Here is a 19,492-nt window from a genome sequence, read left to right on the forward strand (position 1 = left end):
CCAGCACCAAAAACCATTGAATTGAAATTCACAGCAGAACAAATAGCAGGTATTTTAGAAGGGACTATAGTTGGTGACCCTCAGGTAGAGGTCTCAAAACTTGCAAAAATCGAAGAAGGTATAAAAGGGTCTTTAACTTTTCTGGCAAATCCTAAGTATAAGCAATTTATTTACACCACCAATGCTTCCATTACCATCGTAAACTTAGATTTCGAGCCAGAGCAAGAACTAACTACAACACTCATTAAAGTAGAGGATGCTTATGGTGCTTTCACCAAGTTGTTAGAATATTATAACCAAATTAAGTTAAATAAAACAGGAATTGAACAACCATCTTACATTTCAGATTCGGCTAAAATAGGAGCTGAACCATATATTGGAGCCTTCACCTATATAGGTAATAATGTAACCATTGGAAACAACGTAAAAATATTCCCCAACTCCTATATAAGTGACAATGTTACCATTGGAGACAATACTTTTGTTTTTTCTGGAGGAAAGATATACTCTGATTGTGTAATCGGTAATAATTGTGTCATTAATTCTGGTGCTATTATTGGAGCTGATGGTTTTGGTTTTGTACCGGATGAAAAAGGGGAATACTCCAAAGTACCTCAGATAGGTAATGTAATAATAGAAGACTATGTAGATATTGGTGCAGGAACTACCATTGATCGCGCAACACTTGGCTCTACCGTTATTAGACGTGGTGTTAAACTAGATAATCAAATTCAAATTGCACATAATGTAGAGATAGGCAGAAATACGGTTATTGCTGCTCAAACAGGTATAGCTGGATCTACTAAAATTGGTGAAAATTGTCAAATAGGTGGTCAGGTCGGAATAGTTGGGCACATCACTATTGGCAACAACGTAAAAATCCAAGCGCAATCTGGCATTGGCAGAAATGTAAAAGATAATGAGGTGCTACAAGGTTCTCCAGCCTTAAATTATGGCGATTATAATAAGTCGTATGTCTACTTTAAGAATTTACCAAAGATTGTCAAAAATATAAACGAAATTGAAAAACGAGTAAATGGCAATAATTAAAACGGAAACGAAACAAAAAACCATTAACAAGGAAGTCTCTCTTTCTGGTGTTGGATTGCATACGGGAGACCAAGTGAACTTAGTTTTTAAACCTGCAGACGAAAACACAGGCTTTATTTTTGAACGTACCGATTTAGAAGGTCGTCCTAAAATTGAAGCAGATGCTAACTATGTAACTAACACACAAAGAGGAACTTGTTTAGAGAAAAATGGTGTCATTATACAAACATGTGAACATGTTTTAGCTGCGTTGGTTGGCTTAGATTTAGATAATGTAATTATTGAATTAGATGCCTCCGAACCTCCTATTATGGATGGTTCTTCTAAGTATTTTGTTGAAGAGCTCGAGAAGGCAGGCTTAGTAGAGCAAAGTGCATATAGAGAAGAGTATGAAGTAACCCAGATTGTTTCGTATTCTGATGAAGAAAGTGGTAGTGAAATTATTGTAATGCCATCTAACACCTACCAAATAACTACTATGGTAGATTTTGGGACAAAGGTGTTGGGTACGCAAAATGCGACTATGAATGCAGTTTCTGAGTTTAAATCAGAAATTTCAAATGCCAGGACGTTTAGTTTTTTGCATGAAATTGAAATGCTACTAGAACATGGGTTGATTAAAGGTGGTGATTTAAATAATGCCATTGTTTATGTAGATAAGGAATTGTCTCCAAAAACCATGGAAAAATTAAAGGTAGCATTTAACAAAGATAGTATTGCTGTAAAACCTAATGGTATTTTAGACAACCTAACCTTACACTATCCAAATGAAGCTGCTAGGCACAAACTTTTAGACGTTGTTGGCGATTTGGCATTGATAGGTACCCGCATAAGAGGAAAGGTTATTGCTAATAAACCAGGACATTTTGTAAACACCCAATTTGCAAAGAAAATGTCTAAGATAATTAAAAACGAAAGACGAAATTATGTACCAGAGGTAGATTTACATGCACAACCGGTTAAAGATGTAAATCAAATAATGGAAATGCTACCTCACAGGCCTCCATTTCTTCTAGTAGATAAAATCATGGAATTGTCTGATAAGCACGTTATTGGCGTAAAGAATGTGACCATGAACGAACCTTTTTTCGTTGGTCATTTTCCTGGAGCTCCGGTAATGCCAGGAGTGCTTCAAATTGAAGCAATGGCACAAACAGGTGGTATTTTAGTTCTGAGCACTGTGTCCGATCCAGAGAATTATCTAACGTATCTGCTCAAAATTGATAATGTAAGATACAAACATCAAGTTGTTCCTGGTGACACTCTTATTTTTAAATTAGATTTATTATCTCCAATTAGACGTGGTATTTGTCAAATGCTAGGTAGAGCGTATGCCAATGGCAAATTAGTCTCAGAAGCCGAAATTATGGCTCAAATCACTAAAGTAAAATAATATGAATCAACCTTTAGCATATGTTCACCCAGGTGCAAAAATTGCAAAAAACGTCGTAATAGAACCTTTTACAACAATTCATAATAATGTAAAAATAGGTGAGGGTACTTGGATCGGGAGTAATGTTACCATCATGGAAGGTGCAAGAATAGGTAAAAATTGTAATATCTTTCCAGGGGCAGTTATTTCAGCTGTTCCGCAAGACTTAAAATATGATGATGAGGATACCACTGTAGAAATTGGTAATAATGTGACTATAAGAGAATGTGTTACCATCAATCGAGGTACGTCTGATAAAATGAAGACCGTAATTGGTGATAATTGCTTAATTATGGCTTATTGTCACATCGCACACGATTGTATAGTGGGTAGCAACTGTATTTTTTCAAATAACAGTACTTTAGCTGGTCATATCACTGTTGGTGACTACGTTGTGCTGGCAGGTATGACGGCAGTGCATCAATTCTGTTCCATAGGGAACCATGCGTTTGTAACTGGAGGTTCTTTGGTTAGAAAAGATGTACCTCCTTATGTTAAAGCAGCTAGAGAGCCATTATCTTACGTAGGTATTAATTCCGTTGGGCTCAGAAGGCGTGGTTTTTCAACAGAAAAAATACGGGAGATTCAAAGTATATACAGAATACTCTATCAAAAGAATTACAACAACACCCAAGCCTCTGAAATTATAGAAGCAGAAATGGAAGCTACACCAGAGCGTGATGAAATTTTGCAGTTTATAAAGAATTCACATAGAGGTATTATGAAGGGATATTTTAAATCAAATTAAAATCTTACTAAATGGCAAGTACATCAGATATTAGAAATGGATTATGTATAAGATATAACCATGACATATATAAAATTATAGAATTTTTACACGTAAAACCAGGTAAAGGACCCGCTTTTGTGAGAACGAAATTAAAAAGTGTCACGACAGGTAAGGTTATAGACAACACCTTCTCGGCAGGTCATAAGATTGACGATGTTAGGGTAGAGACACATAAGTTCCAATATCTTTATACCGATGGTGAATTTTATCACTTTATGAATGAAGCAGATTATACTCAAATTCGTTTATTGGAAGCGGCTTTAGACCGTCCTGATTTAATGAAGGAAGGAGAGGTCGTCACCATACTTATTAATACCGAAGACAATATGCCGCTATCGGTTGAGATGCCAGCCAGTGTAATACTAGAGGTAACATCAACAGAACCTGGTGTAAAGGGTAATACAGCTACAAATGCCACTAAACCCGCTACAGTTGAAACAGGTGCTGAAGTGAACGTGCCCTTATTTATAAACGAAGGTGACAAGATTAAGATTGAAACCGAAAAAGGCACCTATAAAGAGAGAATTAAAGAGTAAACTCGCTTAAAATTTCTTTTTAAAAATTGATATTTCATGAAATTTCCTAAACCGCAAACGCTACAACAAATAGCGGAAATAATTAATGCTGAATACGTTGGTGAAGCTAATTTTCCTATTTTAGGTATGAACGAAATTCATGTTGTTGAGCCTGGAGATATTGTTTTTGTAGATCACCCAAAATATTACGACAAAGCATTAAATTCTGAGGCTACGATTGTATTGATAAATAAAAAAGTGGATTGTCCAGAAGGGAAAGCCTTATTAATTTCGGAGGATCCGTTTAGTGATTTTAATGTTTTAACCACTCATTTCAAACCTTTCCAGCCTGCTTCAGCGGCATTAGCTGAGACTGCGAAAGTTGGAAAAAATACTGTTATTCAACCTAACTCTTTTATAGGAAACAATGTCTTGATTGGTCAAAACTGCATTATTCATTCAAACGTTAGTATTTATGATAATACGGTTATTGGTGACAACGTAGAAATACATGCAGGAAGTGTCCTAGGCGCGAGTGCATTCTATTATAAAAATAGACCAGAAGGATTTGATCAATTAAAATCTGGAGGACGAGTCGTAATTGAAGACCAGGTTCATATTGGTGCATGTTGCACCATTGACAGAGGTGTTTCAGGCGATACTACCATAAAAGAAGGAAGTAAACTTGATAATCAAATTCAAATTGGGCATGATACCGTTATTGGAAAAAAGTGTCTTATTGCTTCACAAGTAGGAATTGCGGGATGTGTTGTAGTTGAAGATGAAGTAACTATTTGGGGACAAGTCGGAATAACAAGTGGGATAACCATTGGAGCAAAAGCCGTTATTTCTGCACAATCTGGCGTAAGTAAATCTTTAGCAGGCGGAAAACACTATTTTGGTACACCAGCTGAAGATTTTAGAAGTAAGTACAAAGAAATTGCTTCAATAAAACAAATTCCCGAAATACTAGAAACGCTAAAGGCGTTAGAAAAAGATAAAAAAGATTGAGGTCTATCTTCAAAAGACTTTAAAAGTATTATTTTTGCATCGTTTTAAAAATCTATTATAACAAGCTTAATAATGAGTGTACTAGTTAATAAAAATTCAAACATAATCGTTCAAGGTTTTACAGGTAGCGAGGGAACTTTCCATGCTGGCCAAATGATAGAATATGGCACAAATGTAGTAGGAGGGGTAACACCCGGTAAAGGTGGCCAAACACATTTAGATAAGCCCGTGTTTAATACAGTGTCCGAGGCCGTCGAAAAAGTTGGGGCAGACACTACAATAATATTTGTTCCACCTGCTTTTGCTGCAGATGCCATAATGGAGGCTGCAGATGCTGGTATTAAGGTAATAATAACGATAACCGAAGGAATACCTGTTGCAGACATGATTAAAGCCTATGACTATATTCAGGACAAAGATTGTAGACTAATTGGTCCTAATTGTCCAGGTGTTATTACGCCGGGAGAAGCCAAGGTTGGTATTATGCCAGGTTTTGTATTTAAAAAAGGTAAAGTCGGTATCGTATCTAAATCAGGTACCTTAACATACGAAGCAGCCGACCAAGTTGTAAAACAGGGTCTTGGAATCACTACAGCTATTGGTATTGGAGGAGACCCAATTATAGGAACAACGACCAAAGAAGCGGTTGAGCTTTTAATCAATGACCCAGAGACGGAAGCGGTTGTTATGATTGGTGAAATCGGAGGACAATTAGAGGCTGATGCTGCAAATTGGTATAAAGAAAGTGGAAGCTCTAAGCCTATCGTTGGTTTTATTGCTGGCGAAACAGCACCTGCTGGTAGAACAATGGGACATGCAGGAGCAATCGTTGGAGGAAGTGATGATACAGCCCAAGCCAAAAAGAAAATCATGAAGGCTTGTGGTATACACGTAGTGGACTCACCTGCAGAAATAGGTAAAAAAGTCTTAGAAGTATTGAATTAGTAGACAGTTTACATAAACTGTTAAAAACCTCTCAAAATCTTGTGAGGTTTTTTTATTTCATGCAATTTGTAAAAGCTATATTTGATAGCATTGTAGTTTTGAATAAACGACTACCTGAATTTTTATAATATGAAACTATTAGAAGGAAAAACCGCTATTATTACAGGCGCTAGTAGAGGAATAGGAAGGGGTATTGCCCGAGTATTTGCCCAACATGGCGCAAATGTAGCTTTTACCTTTAGTTCGTCTGTAGATGCTGCAAACGCTTTAGAAAATGAACTTAATTCAAAAGGTATTAAGGCTAAGGGATATCAAAGTAATGCTGCAAGTTTTGATGAAGCACAAAAACTCGCAGAAGATGTTCTAGCTGAATTTGGAAGTATTGATATCCTAGTAAATAATGCTGGTATTACAAAAGATAATTTACTAATGCGAATGGGCGAAGAGGACTTCGATAAAGTGATTGAGGTTAATCTTAAGTCTGTTTTTAATATGACAAAAGCCGTTCAGCGTACTATGCTAAAACAACGCAAAGGCTCCATAATCAATATGAGTTCTGTTGTTGGCGTAAAGGGTAATGCCGGACAAACCAATTATGCCGCGTCAAAAGCAGGAATAATTGGTTTTTCTAAGTCTGTAGCTTTAGAGTTAGGGTCACGCAACATTAGAAGCAATGTTATTGCTCCTGGATTTATTGAAACTGAAATGACAGCCAAATTGGATGAAGAGACTGTAAAAGGTTGGAGAGCTGCAATACCACTAAAACGAGGTGGTAGTCCAGAGGACATCGCTAATGCATGCGTATTTTTGGCAAGTGATTTAAGTGCTTATGTCACAGGCCAAACATTAAATGTTGATGGCGGAATGTTAACTTAATTACATTATAGTTGCATTAATGCAAACTGAAACTATAGCATATGTATGTTTGGCTGGTATAACAGCGCTTTTAATAGCGCTGTTTCAATATATATATAAATCTAAACTACGCGCTCCGCTAAAATATAGTTTATTTGCCGCTAGGGCAATAACGCTCTTTGTAATAGGCCTTCTTTTAATTAATCCAAAGTTTGAGTCCTTAACATTATTCAATGAGAAACCTAATCTAGTGTTGGCAATAGACAATTCTCAGTCTATTAAGTACTTAAATCAAACTAAGAATGCAATTGATGCGCTGGACAAATTAAAATCTAACCCCAAATTAAATGAACGATTCAATATTGAGACCTATACATTTGGTAAGGAGCTCAACTTAATAGATAGTATCACTTTTAGTGAAGGGCAATCTAATATTGAAAAGTCTTTACAACGGATAGGTGAAATTTATAAAGGTTCCGTGACGCCTATTCTATTATTGTCTGACGGTAACCAAACCTTAGGTATAGATTATAGTAATAGGGCATCCAAAATTAAACAACCTATTTATCCCATAATATTGGGAGATTCTACATTATACGCAGATTTAAGTATTAAACAGTTAAATGTAAATAGGTTTGCGTTTCTAAAAAATCGATTCCCTGTAGAGGCTATTCTCAATTATACGGGTAAGGAAACCGTGAATAGTGAGTTTAGAATAAAATCAGGTGATCAAATACTATTTAAAAGAGCAGTTCAGTTTAGTCCGTCTAAATCCTCAGTAATTATTTCTACAGATTTATCGGCAACCAAAGTTGGTGTTAAATCGTTTAAAGCTGAATTAGTGCCAATGAATCAAGAGAAGAATAAAAACAATAACACTAAAAATTTTGGAATAGAAATTATCGACCAAAAAACAAATATTGCCATTATTTCAGAGCGCTTGCATCCAGATTTAGGAGTTCTTAAAAAAGCGATTGAAAGTAATGAGCAACGGACCGTATCAATTGTTACTCCGAAAGATTATATAACCAGAGGCGAGGATTTTCAATTGATTATATTATATCAACCAAATAGAGCCTTTAACACTGCTATAGAACAAATCAACAAACAAAAAAACAATGTCTTTTTCATTACGGGAGATACAACAGATTGGGTTTATTTAAATCAGATTCAAGATAATTTTAAACAGGCAGTTACCAACCAAACAGAGAGCTATCAAGCGTCTCTGAACAGAAATTACGGCAACTTTATAGTTGAGGATATCAATTTTAGTAATTTACCGCCGTTAAAATCTGAGTTTGGTGAATTTGGGATTAATCGGCCGCATGATATTCTATTGTATAAAACCATCAATGGCATTAATACAGAATTAATTATGTTAGCTACGTTTGAAACCGAAAACACCAAACGAGCTATTTTAAATGGTGAGGATATATGGCGATGGCGGGCACAGAGTTATTTAGAAAACAAATCGTTTGAAAACTTCGATAACTTCATAAATAAATTAATTCAGTATTTAAGTTCAACAAAAAGACGTAACCGTCTGCAAATAGATTATCAATCATTTTACAACGGTAACGAGGATATAGTTATTAGCGCTCAATTTTTTAATAAGAGTTATGAGTTTGATGGTAATTCTGCACTAATCTTAGACTTAAAACCCCAAGCAGAAAATAGTGAAGTAAGACAGTTTCCTTTATTGGTTACTAATGGAAACTATAGGGCAGATTTAACAGGTTTGAAACCAGGTAAATATAATTTTACAGTACGTCATAGCACTGAATCAATTGCGGCTTCTGGAGTCTTTGAAGTTTTAGATTATAATGTAGAAAAGCAATTTCTCAATGCAGATTTATCTAAACTAAAACGCTTAGGAGAATTAAGTGCAGGTAATACATATTTTACAAATAATATCGACGGACTTATTAACAATTTATTAGGAGATTCTCGCTACAGCATAGTGCAAAAAAGCACTAAAAATATCGTACCTTTGATAGATATAAAATTCCTGCTCGGTTTAATAGCTTTAAGCTTGTTTTTAGAGTGGTTTGTAAGAAAGTATCACGGATTAATTTAAATGTATTATTATGGAAAAACTACCAAAAATTGGATTACCAATATTAATTGTAATTATTTTTTTAATTATTGTAATAGCAAAATCAGCTGTAACTATAGATTCTGGTGAGGCAGGTGTTTTATTTAGAACATTCGGTGAGGGTGTTGTTATCGATGAACCACCATTAGCTGAAGGGTTCCATATTGTAGCACCATGGAACAAGGTTTATGTCTATGAGGTAAGAAGACAAGAGATTTTTGAAAAAATGAAAGTGCTATCATCTAATGGTCTTGATATTCAATTAGATGCGTCTATTTGGTATCAACCAGACCAAGCCAATCTAGGAAGATTACACCAAGAAATCGGTGAGAATTATTTAAATCGAATTATTCTGCCAACAATGCGTTCAGCAGCTCGTAGCGTTGTAGGACGTTACACGCCAGAGCAGTTATATTCTAGTAAGAGAGATGCTATTCAAGCAGAAATATTTGAAGAAACTAAGAAAATTGTAGATAATCAGTTCATCATGATTGATGAAATATTAGTTAGAGATGTAACACTGCCACCGACAATTAAAGATGCTATTGAGAGAAAGCTAAAACAAGAGCAAGAATCGTTAGAATATGAGTTTAGACTAGTAACTGCTGAGAAAGAGGCTGAAAGGCAAATTATAGAAGCGAAAGGTAAAGCAGATGCAAACCGTATTCTAAGTGCCTCCCTTACAGATAAAATCCTTCAAGACAAAGGTATTGAAGCCACCAATAAATTAGCAGAATCACCTAATAGCAAAGTCGTTATTATTGGCTCTGGAGAAAGCGGAATGCCAATTATTTTAGGTAATCAATAAAAGTTTGTTAAAGACTTGGAATTATAAATTATTTTTTTGAAAATTTGTGTAATTAGTTGCGAAATGAAAATTCATCTACATCATCATTTATATACTTGCCATCAAGCGAGCTTATGATGTATTGAATTAAACCAAGACATAGTAAAACCCGTTTGAGAATATCAAATGGGTTTTTTTATTAAGCTCATAGTATCCTTAGACTAACCATAGTAAAAATGAGTAAATTAAAAATTGCAGTTCAGAAATCTGGCCGACTTAATGAAGATTCTTTAAAGATTCTTAAAGCCATTGGTATATCCATTGATAATGGTAAAGATCAACTTAAAGCCTCTGCACGGAACTTTCCATTAGAAGTATTCTATCTTAGAAATGGAGATATACCTCAATATCTGAAAGATGGAGTTGTAGATGCCGCCATAATAGGTGAGAACGTTCTGATTGAAAAAGGGAATGACTTAAACATTGTAGAACGATTAGGCTTTTCGAAATGTAGAGTTTCAATTGCGGTTCCAAAATCATCTGAAGCTAAATCTTTAAAGGATTTAGAGGGAAAACGCATTGCCACTTCGTACCCAAATACAGTAAATCAATTTTTGGAAAAGGCAGGAATTACTGCAAACCTTCACATCATCAATGGCTCTGTTGAAATTGCACCAAATATTGGTTTAGCAGACGCAGTTTGCGATATCGTGTCTAGTGGGAGCACATTATTTAAAAATGGACTTAAAGAAATAGATAAACTCTTATCTTCTGAAGCAGTTTTAGCAACTTCGCCTAAAATTTCAGATGAAAATCAAGCGATTATCGATAAAATTCAATTCCGTTTAAAATCTGTTTTAAGAGGTAGAGAAAACAAATATGTGCTTTTAAATGCACCGAATGATAAATTAGATAAGATTATTGAAATTTTACCAGGAATGAATTCTCCAACAATTTTACCATTAGCTAAAGAAGGTTGGAGTTCTCTACACTCTGTAATTAATAAAAATGATTTTTGGAATGTCATAGATGAACTTAAGTCAAACGGAGCAGAGGGAATTCTTGTATGTCCAATCGAAAATATGGTGCTGTAATGAAAACATTCATAAACCCAAATCGAAACGATTGGAAGTCAATATTAAAACGTCCAACAAAAACTGTTGATGATATCGAAGCGACTGTCTTAGATATTTTCAAAGATGTCAAACTCAATGGAGATAATGCCTTAAAATCATATACTGAAAAATTTGACAAAGTCGCTTTAGAGAATCAAATTGTTTCAGAAGAAGAAGTTATTGAAGCTTCAAATAATGTTTCAAATGAATTAAAGGAAGCTATTCAATTGGCAAAGTCAAATATTGAATCATTTCACAAAGCGCAAGTTACTGATAGAGTGGAAGTCACAACAATGGATGGTGTAGATTGTTGGCAAGAAAAAAGACCTATTCAAAAAGTTGGCTTGTATATTCCTGGTGGAACAGCACCTTTGTTTTCAACCGTTTTAATGTTAGCTATACCTGCAAATATTGCAGGGTGCAAAGACATTGTATTATGCTCGCCACCAAATAAAGAAGGTAAAATTGCTAACGAAATCTTATACACAGCACAACTCTGTGGTGTAACAAAAATTATAAAAGCAGGAGGAATTCAAGCTGTTGCTGGGCTAACATTTGGAACTGAATCCATTCCACAAGTGTATAAAATTTTTGGTCCCGGAAATCAGTATGTAACAGTTGCAAAACAACTAGCTACAAAATACGGTGTAGCCATTGATATGCCTGCTGGTCCAAGCGAACTGTTGGTCATGGCAGATGCATCTGCAAATGCTGCATACGTGGCCTCAGATTTGTTAAGTCAGGCAGAACATGGTTCAGATAGTCAAGTTATTTTAGTAACTACGTCAAAAGTTTTCGCTGAAAAGGTTGATGCTGAAGTTAAGTCGCAACTTGAAGTTTTGCCAAGAAAAGTATTGGCTATTGATGCTATTAACAATTCAAAATTCATCGTTGTAGATAGTTTCACAATAGCCTTAGATTTAATTGATGAATATGGACCAGAACACTTTATTGTAGCAACTAATGATGACGATTATTTTGTAGAAAATATAGGTAATGCAGGTTCTGTATTTATAGGCAACTATACGCCAGAAAGCGCTGGTGATTATGCATCTGGTACAAATCATACCTTACCAACAAATGGATTTTCTAAAGCCTATTCTGGTGTTAACTTAGATAGTTTTCAAAAGAGTATGACTTTTCAGAAAATATCTGCGAAAGGTATTACTAATATCGGATCAGCTATTGAATTAATGGCTGAGGCAGAAGGATTACAGGCGCATAAAAATGCAGTTTCTATAAGGCTAAAAGACTTATAGAAAGTGTGCTGAACTCGTTTCAGTACCTCATAAATTAAAATTAGATTCTGAAATCAAAGATTCAACGGAGTTAAATAAATTCAGAATGACAAAATGAAAGATTTAAACATAAATAATCTCTTAAGAGAAAATATAAAAAATATAAAAGCGTATTCTTCCGCAAGAGATGAGTATAAAGATGCTACTGCAGATATGGTTTTTATTGATGCTAATGAAAATCCATTTCAATCTAATGTTAACAGATACCCTGACCCTCAACAGTCCAAAGTAAAACAACGACTAGCTGAGATTAAAGGCGTTAAAACCTCTCAAATTTTGTTGGGTAATGGAAGTGATGAAGTTTTGGATTTATTATTTAGGGCCTTTTGCGAACCCAATCGTGATAACGTAATTACATTACCACCTACATATGGTATGTATTCGGTTTTAGCAGATTTAAATGCTGTAGAAATCCAATCAGTTTTGCTAGACGATAATTTTGAGCCCAAAGTTGAGGAGATACTAGCTACTCAAGATATGAATTCAAAAATTTTGTTTCTATGCTCGCCTAACAATCCAACAGCTAATAGTTTCAATTCTCATAACGTTGAAGAGTTACTGAATAATTTTAAAGGTATAGTTGTAATTGATGAGGCTTATATTGATTTTTCAAACAGCGACAGTTGGTTGAGTAGATTAAATGAATTTCCAAATCTCGTAGTAACGCAAACCCTTTCGAAAGCTTACGGATTAGCGGGAATTAGACTTGGCATATGCTATGCTTCAGAATTTATTATTTCAGTTTTGAATAAAATTAAACCACCCTATAACGTCAATCAATTATCTCAGGATAAGGCTTTGGAACGCTTAACACGATTAGATGAAGTAAAAAAAGAAGTTGATTCAATATTAACTGAACGCGAAATACTTATAACAAAATTATCAGAGATATCGTTTATTAAGTCTATATATCCTTCGGATGCTAATTTCCTCTTAGTAAAAATAGATGATGCTAATCAACGTTACTCGGAATTAATTAAAAGAGGTATTGTCGTTAGAAATAGAACAACACAACCTTTATGTGAAAATTGTTTAAGATTTACAATTGGCACTCCAACTGAAAATGAAAAATTAATTGAAACACTTCAATTAATTTCGAAATCCTGAACTTATTTCAGGAACTTTAAAATTGAAATATAAATGTCTAAATATTACTGTTACATATTATCAAATAAGAATAGAACAGTTTTATATATTGGATATACCGAAGATTTGCAACAAAGACTAGAAGAACATAAAAATGGAAAGGGAGCTGTTTTTACAAAAAAGTATAATTCCATTGACTTGATTCATTTTGAAGAATTTGAATTAAAAAAAGAAGCGAAATCGAGAGAAAAACAACTCAAGAATTGGCATAAAGAATGGAAGTGGAATCTGATTAAAGAGTTCAATCCAGAATTGAAGAAAATAGAATTAAAATAATAAGACCCTGAAATAAATCCAGCGTTGATTAACAAATTAATCATGAAACCAGTATTATTTATAGATAGAGACGGTACTTTAATTAAAGAACCCGCAGACGAACAAATAGATTCATTTGAGAAATTAGAGTTCTACCCAAAGGTCTTTCAATACTTAAGCAAAATAGCTAATGAATTGAATTTTGAAATCGTAATGATTACCAATCAAGATGGTTTAGGTACAGATGTCTATCCTGAAGACACGTTTTGGCCTGTGCATAATTTTGTTTTAAAGACATTTGAAAGTGAAGGTGTTCTATTTGAAGAGCAGTTCATAGACAGAACATTCGCAAAGGATAATGCACCAACCCGCAAACCTAATACAGGATTGTTAACCAAGTATTTTTCTGAGGATTATGATTTAGCAAATTCATTTGTAATAGGTGATAGATTAACAGATGTTGAATTGGCTAAGAATCTTGGGGCAAAAGGCATTTTTATAAATGACAATACCAATCTCGGTACAGATGAAGTCACCGTAAGTAATAACGAATTACAAGATTTCATTGCTTTAGAAACCAATGACTGGGAAGCGATATATAGGTTTTTAAAAACCACAGAGCGTATAGGTTCAATAGAACGTAACACCAATGAAACTAAGATTAAAATAGACCTTAATCTAGACGGAACTGGAAAGAGTAATATTGATACAGGTATAGCGTTTTTTGACCATATGTTAGACCAAATTGCACGTCATGGTCAAATGGACTTAAATATTAAAGTTGATGGTGATTTAGAAGTAGATGAGCATCATACCATTGAAGATACTGCCATTGCCTTGGGCGAAGTATTTGCTCAGACGCTTGGTAATAAATTAGGTATAGAACGTTATGGGTTTTCATTACCAATGGACGATTGTTTAGCTCAAGTAGCTATTGATTTTGGTGGTCGTAATTGGCTCATTTGGGAAGCAGATTTTAAACGCGAAATGATTGGTAAAATGCCTACAGAAATGTTTTATCACTTCTTCAAGTCCTTCACAGATGGTGCCAAATGTAATTTGAATGTAAAAGTCGAAGGCACAAACGAACATCACAAGATTGAAGCCATATTCAAGGCATTTGCAAAGGCAATAAAAATGGCTGTAAAACAAGATATAGAAAAAATGATTTTGCCATCAACAAAAGGAATGCTGTAATGGATTTAAAAATAGTCAATTACGGTGCAGGTAATATCAAGAGTATTCAATTCGCTTTTCAGCGTTTGGGATATGATGCTGTATTATCTAACAATCCAGATGAAATTATTAAGGCAGATAAAGTCATTTTTCCTGGGGTAGGTGAAGCCAGTTCGGCAATGAAAATGTTAAGAGCATCTGGTTTGGATGCATTGATCCCCCAACTTAAGCAACCTGTTTTGGGTATTTGTTTAGGTATGCAACTGATGTGTAATCATACTGAAGAAGGAAATACTAAAGGTTTAGGGATTTTCAATACAAATGTTAAGCGGTTTTCAAATAATGTAAAGGTACCTCAAATGGGCTGGAACAGAATTAAAAATCTTAAATCTGGTTTATTTAAAGGTATAAGTGAAAAAGAATACATGTACCTTGTGCATAGTTATTATGCGGAAGATTGTGATGAATCTATTGCGACTTCAGATTATGAAATAGACTATGCTTCAGCATTAGAAAATGATAATTTCTTTGGGGTTCAGTTTCACCCAGAGAAATCAGGAAAAATAGGAGAGCAGTTACTAAAAAACTTTTTAGAGTTATAAATGAGAATTATACCAGCCATAGATATTATAGAAGGAAAGTGTGTAAGACTAACTAAAGGTGATTACGATACTAAAAAAGTGTACAATGAAAATCCTTTAGAAGTGGCCAAAGCGTTTGAAGGCTCAGGTATTGAGTATTTACATTTGGTTGACCTAGACGGAGCCAAAGCGAAGCATATTGTGAACTATAAAGTTTTAGAGCAAATCGCAGCTAAAACAAATCTGAAAATTGATTTTGGTGGTGGTTTAAAATCGAACGAAGATTTAAATATTGCTTTTAATTGTGGTGCACGACAGATTACTGGCGGAAGTATTGCAGTTAGCGATAGAGAAACTTTTGAAGGTTGGTTAGCTAAATATGGACCTCAAAAAATTATTTTAGGCGCAGATAGTAATGAAGGTAAAATTGCCATCAATGGTTGGCAAGATAACAGTAAAGAGGAAGTGGTTTCCTTTATCAAGGATTATCAGAGAAAACATATTAAATACGTGATTTGTACAGATATTTCTAAAGACGGCATGTTAGAAGGTCCATCAATTGATTTGTATAAAACCATAATAAAAGAATGTAGCAGTAGTAGTGGTGCCCAATCTATTAATCTTATTGCTTCAGGAGGTGTTTCTGGAATTAAAGATTTGGAAAACCTAGAAGCTATTGGTTGTGAAGGTGTTATCATAGGAAAAGCCATCTACGAGAACAGAATCAGTTTAAAAGAATTAAGACAATTTTTATAGTATGTTGACCAAACGCATTGTTCCCTGTTTAGATATCAAAGATGGTCGTACTGTAAAAGGTGTCAATTTTGTTGATTTACGTGATGCAGGTGACCCAGTAGTTCTTGCCAAGCAATATGCTGATTTAGGTGCAGACGAATTGGTGTTTTTAGATATTTCCGCAACCCAGGAAAAACGCAGAACCATGCACGATATGGTACTAAAAGTAGCCGAGCAAGTGAATATACCATTTACTGTAGGTGGAGGAATTTCATCAATCGAGGATGTAGATGATTTATTACATTGTGGCGCAGATAAAGTATCTATAAACTCGTCAGCAGTAAAACGACCAGGATTGATTAATGAATTATCTCAAAAATTCGGTAGTCAATGCATCGTTGTTGCTATAGATGCAAAAAAAATAGGAGAGGAGTGGTTTGTGCATTTAGCCGGAGGCACTATTCCAACCGACATTAAATTATTCGAATGGGCTAAAGAAGTGGAAGACCGTGGTGCTGGTGAAATTTTATTTACTTCCATGAATCATGATGGAACCAAAGGTGGTTTTGCAAATGAAGCGTTAGCTAAATTATCCGATTTAGTAAACATTCCTATTATTGCTTCTGGTGGCGCAGGAACTATTCAGCATTTTGCTGATACATTTAAATTAGGAAAAGCTGATGCAGCATTAGCTGCGAGTGTATTTCATTTTGGTGAAATACCTATTATAGAATTAAAAAAAGAATTGAGAAAACAAGGTGTAGAAGTGCGACTTTAGTCGTTATGCGGAACTTGTTTCAGCATCTCATAACTAACATAATATGAACATAGATTTCAATAAAAATAAAGACGGTTTAGTACCAGCAATTATTCAAGATGCATTAACAAAAAATGTCCTTATGCTGGGCTACATGAATGCTGAAGCATTAGAAAAAACAAAAGCGTCTGGATTAGTGACATTTTTTAGCAGAACAAAAAATCGACTTTGGACAAAAGGAGAAGAAAGTGGAAATGTTCTAAATCTAGTAGATATAAAACTAGATTGCGATAGCGATACGCTTTTAATTTCAGTAAATCCAAAAGGTCCAACTTGTCACAAAGGTTCAGATACCTGCTGGAATGAAGCTAATGAACAATCATTTGGTTTTATTTCAAAATTAGAAAACACCATTACATCTAGAATAAAAAACGCTGATACACAAAAATCATATGTTGCCTCACTATTTGCAAAAGGTATCAATAAAGTTGCGCAAAAGGTAGGAGAAGAAGCTGTAGAGGTTGTTATTGAGGCAAAAGATGATAACGATGACTTATTCTTGGAAGAAAGTGCAGATTTACTCTTTCATTATTTAATGTTACTGCAGGCTAAAGGCTTTAAGCTTAAAGACGTAGTTAATGTTTTAAAGGGACGTGACAAATAGTTACCGTGTATAGGTCATTGTAGAAACTATATTTCCCTCTTTATCATAATAAGTCCATTTACCGATTGGTCGTTTCCAATGTAAATATTGACCTTTTGATTTTATGCTCCCATCTTCATAAAAAAAAGTTACAGGCCCTTCTACCTTATTGTTTTTGTAAGTTCCTTCGCAAACCTTTCTTCCATAAGGGTCAAAGTCAGTCCATTTTCCGTTTCCTACACCATTGACATACTCTTGCATGGTCATATAATTGCCGTTATCATACTTTCCATACAAAACACCTGTAAAGGGCTTATCTGAGCCCGTCTCGTAATATATCGAACCCAATTTATAGGCTTTTTGATAAGTGTCTGACATGGCCACCAATTTCTGTTTTTGAGCGAAACCGACATTAATTACTAAAAGAACTAAAAGAGTAGAGAGAAACGTTTTCATGATTATTATTTTAACTTATATATGCAAAAATGTCATCAATGGATGAGCATTTTAATATATTCTCATAAAAAACCTTTTCAAAACTGTCAAATCATCCCTTAGTTTAGATAGCCTTTTGTGGCTGAATATTTAGAAAACCATGCTAAAACAACAGCGAACAGTATTATCATAATGGTCATTGGTATACTGCTAGCATAGCCATTGATTAATAAATACCCCATTTGTATAACAACTGCAATCAGTGAAACATAAAATAGCATCACAGCTAATTTTTTTCTAAATAGTAATAATAAAGAAGCGAGCGCACCACCAAATACGGCTAAAGCAAAGGCAGCCGTGACAAACGAGGGCAAGTTTGCTGCAATTTCTAATTGTTCCTTAGAATACATAGCACGATAGCTTTCGGTATTATAGGCTTGCTGCAAGTAAGCATTGACACCCATCGCATTCCAAATGAGCGCCACAACACCAACAATCCAATACCAAATAGGAGGTTTTTTTGTAGTCATAATTGATAAATTTTAGTTAGTAGTAAGCATCAAGTTATAAAATATTTTTGATTGCACGGTTCATTTACACTAATTTCGGCGTTGTTATGCCCTTCGAAAAACGATTTTATTATCTCATTAAGTTGCAATATTTAGGCTATAGATTTCATGGTTGGCAAAAGCAGCCTAATCTAAAAACCCTGCATTTAATGGTAGACAAAACTCTCAAGTATGTATTTGAGGATAAAAAATTTAAGACCCTTATAGCAGGGCGTACAGATGCCATGGTTTCTGCAAATGAAACAGCGCTAGAGTTATTTACTTTTCACAAAATAGACGACACATCAGAATTTCTAAATTGGTTTAATTATAATTTACCGCAAGATATCAGGGCCTTAAGTATTGGTAAGGTTGACAAAGACTTTAATATTATTCAGCATCCAAAAACAAAAGAATACTTATATCTATTTGCTTTTGGAGGAAAATTTCATCCGTTTTGTGCACCAATTTTAAGTACAATACAAGATGATTTAGATATTGAGCTTATGAAGAGAGGTGCCCATTTGTTTGAAGGAATACATAATTTTAAAAACTACTGTTACAAAGCCACTGATAAAGGCCTATATCATCGAACAATTGAACGGTGTGAACTAGTTGAAAATACATTATATTCTGCAAGTTTCTTTCCTGAACATAGCTATTTACTTCGTGTAAAAGGTAGTGGTTTTGGACGCAACCAAATAAGATTAATGATGGGTACTTTAATACGTCTCGGAAAAGGGGAGGTAGATTTAAACTTTATTAGAAATAGCCTAAAAGAAAATATAGTATCACATCAGAGCTATATTGCTCCTGCTTCAGGACTGATTCTTAATAAGATTGATTTTAAATAAAAAGGACGAAAACATGAATTTTCGTCCTCCTAAAATTTTATATGCATTATTGTCAATCTACAACATGAAGCTTTGGTTCTTTGTCCACAAACTTCCCATTAACAGATTCCCCTAAAATAAAAACTTCCTTGGAGCGCTCGTACATTTTAATAGCACGATGCATCTGTAATTTTGTAGCACTATATAGTTTTACTCCAGATCTAGCTCCTTTGTTTCTAATCTCAATGTAATAACCATCCTTTAGTTTGGTTGGCCTTGTTGCTGGTCTACCCATATATTTTATGAATGTTTAATTTGTTGTGCATGATAATGAAAATTCTTTCAAAATACAAGTAAATTTTTAACATTTCTTGCGAAAAATGTAATAGCGTTAAAATTGCTTAACAACTAAAGCATTAATTAACAAAACATTAAGTTAATCCCACCCTTATAGGGTTAAACCCTGTTAAGCTACTTGACAAGCCTACTG

22 protein-coding genes are annotated in these 19,492 nt (G+C 34.5%); 19 read left to right on the plus strand and 3 right to left on the minus strand.

Going from position 1 to position 19,492, the window contains the following annotated elements:
- The first annotated feature begins 21 nt into the window (after positions 1–21).
- From lpxD to hisIE, 18 genes are all read left to right on the plus strand, one after another.
- Positions 22–1,050, plus strand: coding sequence for a UDP-3-O-(3-hydroxymyristoyl)glucosamine N-acyltransferase (lpxD, locus tag J4050_RS09180; protein WP_208154281.1), 1,029 nt, complete (start codon positions 22–24; stop codon positions 1,048–1,050).
- Positions 1,037–2,443, plus strand: coding sequence for a bifunctional UDP-3-O-[3-hydroxymyristoyl] N-acetylglucosamine deacetylase/3-hydroxyacyl-ACP dehydratase (locus J4050_RS09185; RefSeq protein ID WP_208154282.1), 1,407 nt, complete (start codon positions 1,037–1,039; stop codon positions 2,441–2,443). Before lpxD ends, J4050_RS09185 begins: the two co-directional genes overlap by 14 nt.
- A gap of 1 nt (position 2,444) precedes the next feature.
- The gene (lpxA, locus tag J4050_RS09190; RefSeq protein ID WP_208154283.1) at positions 2,445–3,230 is read left to right on the plus strand and encodes an acyl-ACP--UDP-N-acetylglucosamine O-acyltransferase; all 786 of its coding nucleotides are present in this window, start codon (positions 2,445–2,447) and stop codon (positions 3,228–3,230) included.
- An 11-nt stretch (positions 3,231–3,241) separates the two neighbouring features.
- On the plus strand, positions 3,242–3,808 hold the full coding sequence (efp, locus tag J4050_RS09195; protein ID WP_208154284.1) for an elongation factor P: 567 nt from the start codon (positions 3,242–3,244) through the stop codon (positions 3,806–3,808).
- A 36-nt stretch (positions 3,809–3,844) separates the two neighbouring features.
- Positions 3,845–4,798: a UDP-3-O-(3-hydroxymyristoyl)glucosamine N-acyltransferase gene (locus J4050_RS09200; protein ID WP_208154285.1), complete on the plus strand. Its 954-nt coding sequence runs from the start codon at positions 3,845–3,847 to the stop codon at positions 4,796–4,798.
- Between the two features lie 72 nt (positions 4,799–4,870).
- Positions 4,871–5,743 (plus strand): succinate--CoA ligase subunit alpha, encoded by an 873-nt coding sequence (gene sucD, locus J4050_RS09205; protein WP_208154286.1) that lies wholly within the window; start codon positions 4,871–4,873, stop codon positions 5,741–5,743.
- 129 nt (positions 5,744–5,872) lie between these two features.
- Positions 5,873–6,619, plus strand: coding sequence for a 3-oxoacyl-[acyl-carrier-protein] reductase (fabG, locus tag J4050_RS09210; RefSeq protein ID WP_208154287.1), 747 nt, complete (start codon positions 5,873–5,875; stop codon positions 6,617–6,619).
- A gap of 19 nt (positions 6,620–6,638) precedes the next feature.
- Positions 6,639–8,675, plus strand: a complete 2,037-nt coding sequence (locus J4050_RS09215) for a vWA domain-containing protein (RefSeq protein WP_208154288.1) — start codon at positions 6,639–6,641, stop codon at positions 8,673–8,675.
- A gap of 10 nt (positions 8,676–8,685) precedes the next feature.
- Positions 8,686–9,501, plus strand: coding sequence for a prohibitin family protein (locus J4050_RS09220; protein ID WP_208154289.1), 816 nt, complete (start codon positions 8,686–8,688; stop codon positions 9,499–9,501).
- A gap of 215 nt (positions 9,502–9,716) precedes the next feature.
- Complete coding sequence (gene hisG / locus J4050_RS09225) at positions 9,717–10,574, plus strand: ATP phosphoribosyltransferase (RefSeq protein ID WP_208154290.1); 858 nt, start codon at positions 9,717–9,719, stop codon at positions 10,572–10,574.
- Positions 10,574–11,854 (plus strand): histidinol dehydrogenase, encoded by a 1,281-nt coding sequence (hisD, locus tag J4050_RS09230; protein ID WP_208154291.1) that lies wholly within the window; start codon positions 10,574–10,576, stop codon positions 11,852–11,854. The genes hisG and hisD overlap by 1 nt, the downstream gene beginning before the upstream one ends.
- Positions 11,855–11,947: 93 nt before the next feature.
- Positions 11,948–13,000, plus strand: a complete 1,053-nt coding sequence (gene hisC, locus J4050_RS09235) for a histidinol-phosphate transaminase (protein WP_208154292.1) — start codon at positions 11,948–11,950, stop codon at positions 12,998–13,000.
- A 33-nt stretch (positions 13,001–13,033) separates the two neighbouring features.
- Positions 13,034–13,315 carry a GIY-YIG nuclease family protein gene (locus J4050_RS09240; protein ID WP_208154293.1) on the plus strand — a complete coding sequence of 94 codons (282 nt, stop codon included), beginning with the start codon at positions 13,034–13,036 and terminating at the stop codon, positions 13,313–13,315.
- A gap of 42 nt (positions 13,316–13,357) precedes the next feature.
- Complete coding sequence (hisB, locus tag J4050_RS09245) at positions 13,358–14,491, plus strand: bifunctional histidinol-phosphatase/imidazoleglycerol-phosphate dehydratase HisB (protein ID WP_208154294.1); 1,134 nt, start codon at positions 13,358–13,360, stop codon at positions 14,489–14,491.
- Positions 14,491–15,072, plus strand: a complete 582-nt coding sequence (gene hisH, locus J4050_RS09250; protein WP_208154295.1) for an imidazole glycerol phosphate synthase subunit HisH — start codon at positions 14,491–14,493, stop codon at positions 15,070–15,072. The genes hisB and hisH overlap by 1 nt, the downstream gene beginning before the upstream one ends.
- Entirely contained in the window at positions 15,073–15,807 is a 735-nt protein-coding gene (gene hisA / locus J4050_RS09255) for a 1-(5-phosphoribosyl)-5-[(5-phosphoribosylamino)methylideneamino]imidazole-4-carboxamide isomerase (protein WP_208154296.1), read from the plus strand.
- Position 15,808: 1 nt separating this feature from the next.
- The gene (gene hisF / locus J4050_RS09260) at positions 15,809–16,564 is read left to right on the plus strand and encodes an imidazole glycerol phosphate synthase subunit HisF (protein WP_208154297.1); all 756 of its coding nucleotides are present in this window, start codon (positions 15,809–15,811) and stop codon (positions 16,562–16,564) included.
- Positions 16,565–16,607: 43 nt separating this feature from the next.
- Positions 16,608–17,207: a bifunctional phosphoribosyl-AMP cyclohydrolase/phosphoribosyl-ATP diphosphatase HisIE gene (gene hisIE, locus J4050_RS09265; RefSeq protein WP_208154298.1), complete on the plus strand. Its 600-nt coding sequence runs from the start codon at positions 16,608–16,610 to the stop codon at positions 17,205–17,207.
- Here hisIE and J4050_RS09270 read toward each other — a convergent pair whose 3' ends face one another.
- The gene (locus J4050_RS09270; RefSeq protein ID WP_208154299.1) at positions 17,208–17,642 is read right to left on the minus strand and encodes a toxin-antitoxin system YwqK family antitoxin; all 435 of its coding nucleotides are present in this window, start codon (positions 17,640–17,642) and stop codon (positions 17,208–17,210) included. It lies immediately after the preceding gene.
- Between the two features lie 98 nt (positions 17,643–17,740).
- The gene (locus J4050_RS09275) at positions 17,741–18,151 is read right to left on the minus strand and encodes a hypothetical protein (RefSeq protein ID WP_208154300.1); all 411 of its coding nucleotides are present in this window, start codon (positions 18,149–18,151) and stop codon (positions 17,741–17,743) included.
- 86 nt (positions 18,152–18,237) lie between these two features.
- Between J4050_RS09275 and J4050_RS09280 the strand changes: the two genes are divergently transcribed.
- Positions 18,238–19,023 (plus strand): tRNA pseudouridine synthase A, encoded by a 786-nt coding sequence (locus tag J4050_RS09280; RefSeq protein WP_208154301.1) that lies wholly within the window; start codon positions 18,238–18,240, stop codon positions 19,021–19,023.
- 52 nt (positions 19,024–19,075) lie between these two features.
- Here the strand turns inward: J4050_RS09280 and J4050_RS09285 are convergent, their stop codons facing one another.
- On the minus strand, positions 19,076–19,297 hold the full coding sequence (locus tag J4050_RS09285; protein WP_208154302.1) for a hypothetical protein: 222 nt from the start codon (positions 19,295–19,297) through the stop codon (positions 19,076–19,078).
- Positions 19,298–19,492: the final 195 nt, after the last annotated feature.

Source organism: Winogradskyella pelagia, assembly GCF_017581965.1.
Lineage (GTDB): Bacteria > Bacteroidota > Bacteroidia > Flavobacteriales > Flavobacteriaceae > Winogradskyella > Winogradskyella pelagia.

Excerpts from the sequence above, each read along its gene's own strand:
- J4050_RS09185 (WP_208154282.1), top strand. The coding sequence starts at position 1,037 with ATGGCAATAATTAAAACGGAAACGAAACAAAAAACCATTAACAAGGAA.
- lpxA (WP_208154283.1), top strand. The coding sequence starts at position 2,445 with ATGAATCAACCTTTAGCATATGTTCACCCAGGTGCAAAAATTGCAAAA.
- efp (WP_208154284.1), top strand. The coding sequence starts at position 3,242 with ATGGCAAGTACATCAGATATTAGAAATGGATTATGTATAAGATATAAC.
- J4050_RS09200 (WP_208154285.1), top strand. The coding sequence starts at position 3,845 with ATGAAATTTCCTAAACCGCAAACGCTACAACAAATAGCGGAAATAATT.
- sucD (WP_208154286.1), top strand. The coding sequence starts at position 4,871 with ATGAGTGTACTAGTTAATAAAAATTCAAACATAATCGTTCAAGGTTTT.
- fabG (WP_208154287.1), top strand. The coding sequence starts at position 5,873 with ATGAAACTATTAGAAGGAAAAACCGCTATTATTACAGGCGCTAGTAGA.
- J4050_RS09215 (WP_208154288.1), top strand. The coding sequence starts at position 6,639 with ATGCAAACTGAAACTATAGCATATGTATGTTTGGCTGGTATAACAGCG.
- J4050_RS09220 (WP_208154289.1), top strand. The coding sequence starts at position 8,686 with ATGGAAAAACTACCAAAAATTGGATTACCAATATTAATTGTAATTATT.
- hisG (WP_208154290.1), top strand. The coding sequence starts at position 9,717 with ATGAGTAAATTAAAAATTGCAGTTCAGAAATCTGGCCGACTTAATGAA.
- hisD (WP_208154291.1), top strand. The coding sequence starts at position 10,574 with ATGAAAACATTCATAAACCCAAATCGAAACGATTGGAAGTCAATATTA.
- hisC (WP_208154292.1), top strand. The coding sequence starts at position 11,948 with ATGAAAGATTTAAACATAAATAATCTCTTAAGAGAAAATATAAAAAAT.
- J4050_RS09240 (WP_208154293.1), top strand. The coding sequence starts at position 13,034 with ATGTCTAAATATTACTGTTACATATTATCAAATAAGAATAGAACAGTT.
- hisB (WP_208154294.1), top strand. The coding sequence starts at position 13,358 with ATGAAACCAGTATTATTTATAGATAGAGACGGTACTTTAATTAAAGAA.
- hisH (WP_208154295.1), top strand. The coding sequence starts at position 14,491 with ATGGATTTAAAAATAGTCAATTACGGTGCAGGTAATATCAAGAGTATT.
- hisA (WP_208154296.1), top strand. The coding sequence starts at position 15,073 with ATGAGAATTATACCAGCCATAGATATTATAGAAGGAAAGTGTGTAAGA.
- hisF (WP_208154297.1), top strand. The coding sequence starts at position 15,809 with ATGTTGACCAAACGCATTGTTCCCTGTTTAGATATCAAAGATGGTCGT.
- hisIE (WP_208154298.1), top strand. The coding sequence starts at position 16,608 with ATGAACATAGATTTCAATAAAAATAAAGACGGTTTAGTACCAGCAATT.
- J4050_RS09270 (WP_208154299.1), bottom strand. The coding sequence starts at position 17,642 with ATGAAAACGTTTCTCTCTACTCTTTTAGTTCTTTTAGTAATTAATGTC.
- J4050_RS09275 (WP_208154300.1), bottom strand. The coding sequence starts at position 18,151 with ATGACTACAAAAAAACCTCCTATTTGGTATTGGATTGTTGGTGTTGTG.
- J4050_RS09280 (WP_208154301.1), top strand. The coding sequence starts at position 18,238 with ATGCCCTTCGAAAAACGATTTTATTATCTCATTAAGTTGCAATATTTA.
- J4050_RS09285 (WP_208154302.1), bottom strand. The coding sequence starts at position 19,297 with ATGGGTAGACCAGCAACAAGGCCAACCAAACTAAAGGATGGTTATTAC.